The organism is Sulfurovum sp., assembly GCF_041562805.1.
GTDB lineage: Bacteria > Campylobacterota > Campylobacteria > Campylobacterales > Sulfurovaceae > Sulfurovum.
Genome location: NZ_JBFFOH010000177.1, coordinates 1 through 4,705, shown reverse-complemented (window position 1 = coordinate 4,705; position 4,705 = coordinate 1). Strand labels below are relative to the sequence as shown.

Below are 4,705 nucleotides of genomic sequence, written 5' to 3'. Positions count from 1 at the left end.
TATTATACTCATAATCACTTCTGCTAAAGCCTAAACTTGTCGTTGCATTGGATTGTGGATCAATGTCCAAAAGAAGAACCTTCTTACCTTTTTCAGCCAAAGAGGCTGCCAAATTCACTGCTGTTGTTGTTTTTCCTACGCCACCCTTTTGGTTGGCTATGCTAATGACTTCGCTCATCGTAAACTAAACACCCTCTTGCCTTCTATAATTAAAGATCCATCCTCACATAATGTCGCATCTGCTAGGCTCTTTTTATAGTTTTCAATATGAACTGAAAACTTTCTACTTAACCTAAATTCTATCTCATACTCACTAAAAACCTGCTTCCATTTTGGAAATTTTTCAAGTGCGAAAAGGTAATTTTTCAATAGAATTTCCGGTGAAATATCGCACTGTAAGGCTCTATAGCCATTTTGAGAATTTTTTAAATTTATTCCAATTCCACACACTAAAGTATTATTCACTTTTCTAGTAATGGTCCCCCCCACTTTTTCATCATTTAAATAGAAGTCATTAGGCCACTTTAACCATATATTTTCACCAAGTGCCTCAAGTGTCTGTTTCATAATAAAGGAGAAGTAAATTGAAGCTGAACCAAGTGGAAGATCTTGAGGAAGCATATCCAGATCAACTGCTATAGAAGCAAAAAAGTTTCCTTCTCCCCCTGACCAGGAATTATCACGACTTCCCAGACCTGAACTTTGCTCATTGGTAATCACAGCTATTGGAGTTTGGAATTTATTTTCTTTTAACATTTCCAGCAAATATATCTGAGTTGATACTAACTCATCAAAATGACAAATATCAAACTTACCAATACGACTGGTCGTATGAGCCAACTGCTGAAGTTGACTTAGTGTCAGCGTAGTTTTTTGGACTTTGTTCAAAAGGCGTCCCCAAATAATAAATCTCCAACTTTCATCCCCCTTCCTACACAATAGGCTTTGGCTGACATCGCTTTTTTTGATGCAGGTTGCAAACTTTCAATTTTCAATGCTCCTTTTCCACATCCGATCACCACACTGTCATCATCAAAGGAAAGAATCTCTAAAACGCTGTTATTAGATGTTGCATCAACCAAACTTAATCCATCCAATTTAGTACCATTAGCAGTAAATATACCTGGCCAACCTTCAAATGCACGGTACTTATTATAAATTAAAGTTGCGTCTTCAAAATCTACTTCACCATCACTCTTTTTTATTTTTTTACAAAGTGTTGCCTGATCTTCATTCTGTGTTTGAGCTGTAATATTCTCATAATTTCTAATTGTACTCAGTGTAAGTGTACATGCATCCGCGGTTAATTGTGCCATTAATGCATGAAGTCTCATACTAGAAGGTATCATAAATTCTATTTTTTCCAGCATAGGACCGGTATCTAAACCTTCTTCCATCAACATGGAAGTGACACCCGTTTTTTCATCACCATTAAGTAAAGACTGCTGTACAGGAGAGGCACCTCTATACTGAGGTAAAAGTGAAGCATGTAAGTTAATGCAAGGAGCAATGTCCAATATACTCTTAGGTAAGATCTGTCCAAATGCTGCCACCACTATAAAATCAGGTTTTACATTTTTGATAGCATCTTCTATCCCCTCATCACTTAGTCGATTGGGTTGCAGCACATCGATTCCGTGCTCCAATGCCAATGATTTCACTGGAGGTGGTGTCAAAACCTTCTTACGTCCTACAGGACGGTCTGGTTGTGTTAACACCAAAGAGACTTCCATGTCTTCAGCTTCTATCAATGTATTGAGGATCTCTTTTGCATAGTTGGGTGTTCCCATGTAGACTATTTTATATTTCATTCTATTCTTCTTAGGTATAAATTAAATGTTATCAGGCTGTAAAGAGTGTGCCGCCCTTATGCTCGCCATCTATAAGAAAAGACTTAACATTGGAAAGGTTAAATCCACTGGCTAAAAACATAGCTCTGCCATGCTTCATTAAGAAATCTGCAGATTGTAGTTTCGTCACAATACCACCTGTCGCGAATTCATTATTTGGGGTATGCTCTGCATTGAGTTCATTATCATCTATGATATTTACAACAGCTCTGCGTTTGGCATCTTTAAATTTATTTGGATCTTTATCATAAAATGCATCTATATCTGAAAGTATGACAAGCAGTGATGCATCAAAATAGTGTGCAACATGTGCAGACAGTCTGTCATTGTCACCAAAAACCAACTCTTCAATACTCACGGTATCATTTTCATTGATAATAGGCACAACATTATTGTTTAAAAGTGTATCTATAGCTACTTTAGCATGTGCGATGTGCTTAGGAGCTTCAAAAACATCCGCACTTAAAAGTACTTGGGAACAGAGTAACCCAAATCTTTCAAATTTCTCCTGATACATTTTAAGCAAATAGGGTTGCCCGATAGCAGCTAATGCCTGCTTGTTAGCCACAATACTTCTATCTAATGGTAATTGGGTATATCCTGCAGATACAGCACCTGAACTGACCAAAATCACTTCATACTGTTCTATTTTCAGTTCTGAGATCAACTCTACCAATGCCAACATTCGTGTTTTAGCAATGGCACCATTTTCTGTTAAAACATGAGAACCTACTTTAATGACTATTCTTTTCATAAAACCTACTTACTCAGCTTCATTTTCTGCTTTAACATTTTTTACAAAATCCCCGATTGCATAACGTAACGCTTCCGTATTTAAGTGTGCGACAGATGAGATTGGAAGTACAAAAAATGGTTTCTCTTCCGGTAATTTCACACCAAAGTCTGTTTTAAATCCATAACTTAGATAGTTTGTATCTGCTTTATATTTATTTAGCGTATCATTTGCTTCCAAACCTATATCAGCCAAAAATGTTTCTGTCAAAGCATTAACTTCATCTTGTGAAAGTGCATCGATTTTAGTAATGGCAATCGCATGCTTTCGTGTTGCAAGTGTTTCAGAATAACGCTGTAACTCAACAAGAAGCGTCTCATACTGATACTTCATCTCTCTGTAATTTGCTGCATCGATCATCAAAAGCAGTGTTTTGGTTCTCTCAATATGCTTTAAAAACTCTAAACCTAAACCTCGGCCATCACTTGCTCCCTCGATAATACCAGGAATATCTGCCATCATATATGAATCATAATCTCCCATGTGTACAACACCAAGCTTCGGTGTCAGTGTTGTAAACTCATAGTTTGCTACCTCTGGTCTTGCATTTGAAAGTGTAGAGATGAGTGTAGACTTCCCTACATTTGGATATCCGACCAAACCAACATCTGCAATCAGCTTCATTTCGAGTTTTACATGTTTAGTCATACCAGGAAGTCCAGGTTGTGCATAGGTCGGTCTTTGGTTACTGGAACTCTTAAAGTGCATATTCCCTAAACCACCTTTACCACCTTCAATGAACATCACTACGTCACCTTCATTTACAAGGTCCAGCAGTTCTTCACCTGTCTCCATGTCTATGACAGTGGTACCTGGAGGTACAACAATAGTCGTGTCATGTCCTTTACGTCCATAGCACTTACGCCCTTCTCCAGGGCGACCATTTTCTGCTTTAATGTGATTACGTCCACGTAGTCCTGAGAGTGTATCTGTGTTATTATCTACTTTAAAAAATACAGAGCCTCCACGACCACCATCGCCACCATCCGGGCCACCTTTAGAGACAAATTTTTCTGTCCAAAAAGAGATAGAACCTGCACCACCCTTACCTGAACTAATCGTTAGTTCGACACTATCTACAAACATTTATAACCTTTAATCTATTGAAAAACTATCGTATCACCTTAGTAGATGACCATAGTATATGAATTATGGAATTATACCTAAATTAGGGGAATAATCGCTATAATTTTTATATTTGATATAAAAGGTGAATATATGTTTCATGGAAAAACGATATCATTATTAGTTATTGCCACTTCATTCTTCTTTCTCACCGCCTGTAGCAAGGAAAAAGCTCCTATACCTGAAACTGGGTATTATCATAGCGGTATCTATTTTGGTAAAAACTTTTCTGCAAACTATCAACAGGGAATTGCAGATGGATGTACCACGGCTAAAGGTGAATATAGAAAATCCCATACGCTCTTTAATAACGATCAGAATTATAATGATGGTTGGTTTTTAGGTCGTAACAGATGCAAAGATCAATTGGTTATAGAGGATGAAAAAGAGGAAAAATGATCTGATAAAGATCAGAATAAATAAGTCCGAACTTGTCGGACTTAAATAGGGATTATGCAGGTACTACTGAAACTTTCTTTTGAGTAGCAGATTTGTTATCAAATTTAACTACACCTTCAACAAGTGCAAATATTGTATGGTCTTTACCCATTCCAACACCGTTACCTGGATGTACTTTTGTTCCTCTTTGTCTGATGATAATGTTACCTGGGATAACTGCTTCACCACCAAATTTCTTAACGCCTAAACGACGTCCAGCTGAATCACGGTTATTTTGAGTGGACCCTTGTCCTTTCTTGTGTGCCATCTGAGCTCCTTATGCTATTTTAGTAATTCTAACTCTTGTAAAGCTTCTTCTGAAACCTCTTTTAAGTTTTGAATCTTTTCTTCTTCTTTTTTTGTAGATGATAACTTTTTTATCTCTACCTTCATTGATCACTTCACCTTTAACTACAGCACCCTCTACGAAAGGAGCTCCTACAGTTAATTCACCGTTGTCTAGTGCTAGAACTTCTTTAAATTCTACCGCTGCTTTTGG

Annotated in this window: 8 protein-coding genes; 1 reads left to right on the top strand and 7 read right to left on the bottom strand. The window is 37.3% G+C overall.

Annotated features, from left to right (window positions below):
* From ABYK33_RS13865 to obgE, 5 genes are all read right to left on the bottom strand, one after another.
* On the bottom strand, positions 1 to 178 hold a 178-nt coding region (locus tag ABYK33_RS13865; RefSeq protein WP_373033874.1), incomplete at its 3' end, for a ParA family protein.
* On the bottom strand, positions 175 to 888 hold the full coding sequence (locus ABYK33_RS13860; protein ID WP_373033873.1) for a biotin--[acetyl-CoA-carboxylase] ligase: 714 nt from the start codon (positions 886 to 888) through the stop codon (positions 175 to 177). The genes ABYK33_RS13860 and ABYK33_RS13865, both read right to left, overlap by 4 nt.
* A complete protein-coding gene (gene fmt, locus ABYK33_RS13855; protein WP_373033872.1) occupies positions 885 to 1,811 on the bottom strand; it encodes a methionyl-tRNA formyltransferase in 927 nt (308 codons plus the stop codon). Before fmt ends, ABYK33_RS13860 begins: the two co-directional genes overlap by 4 nt.
* Positions 1,812 to 1,842: 31 nt before the next feature.
* Entirely contained in the window at positions 1,843 to 2,604 is a 762-nt protein-coding gene (proB, locus tag ABYK33_RS13850) for a glutamate 5-kinase (protein WP_373033871.1), read from the bottom strand.
* A 9-nt stretch (positions 2,605 to 2,613) separates the two neighbouring features.
* A complete protein-coding gene (gene obgE / locus ABYK33_RS13845; protein ID WP_373033870.1) occupies positions 2,614 to 3,729 on the bottom strand; it encodes a GTPase ObgE in 1,116 nt (371 codons plus the stop codon).
* Between the two features lie 132 nt (positions 3,730 to 3,861).
* Here obgE and ABYK33_RS13840 point away from each other — a divergent pair, with 132 nt between their 5' ends.
* Complete coding sequence (locus ABYK33_RS13840; protein ID WP_373033869.1) at positions 3,862 to 4,167, top strand: hypothetical protein; 306 nt, start codon at positions 3,862 to 3,864, stop codon at positions 4,165 to 4,167.
* 52 nt (positions 4,168 to 4,219) lie between these two features.
* On the opposite strand, the gene rpmA is transcribed toward ABYK33_RS13840, so the two are convergent.
* A complete protein-coding gene (rpmA, locus tag ABYK33_RS13835) occupies positions 4,220 to 4,474 on the bottom strand; it encodes a 50S ribosomal protein L27 (protein WP_373033868.1) in 255 nt (84 codons plus the stop codon).
* Positions 4,475 to 4,483: 9 nt separating this feature from the next.
* A partial coding sequence (gene rplU / locus ABYK33_RS13830; protein WP_373033867.1) for a 50S ribosomal protein L21 occupies positions 4,484 to 4,705 on the bottom strand: 222 nt, incomplete at its 5' end.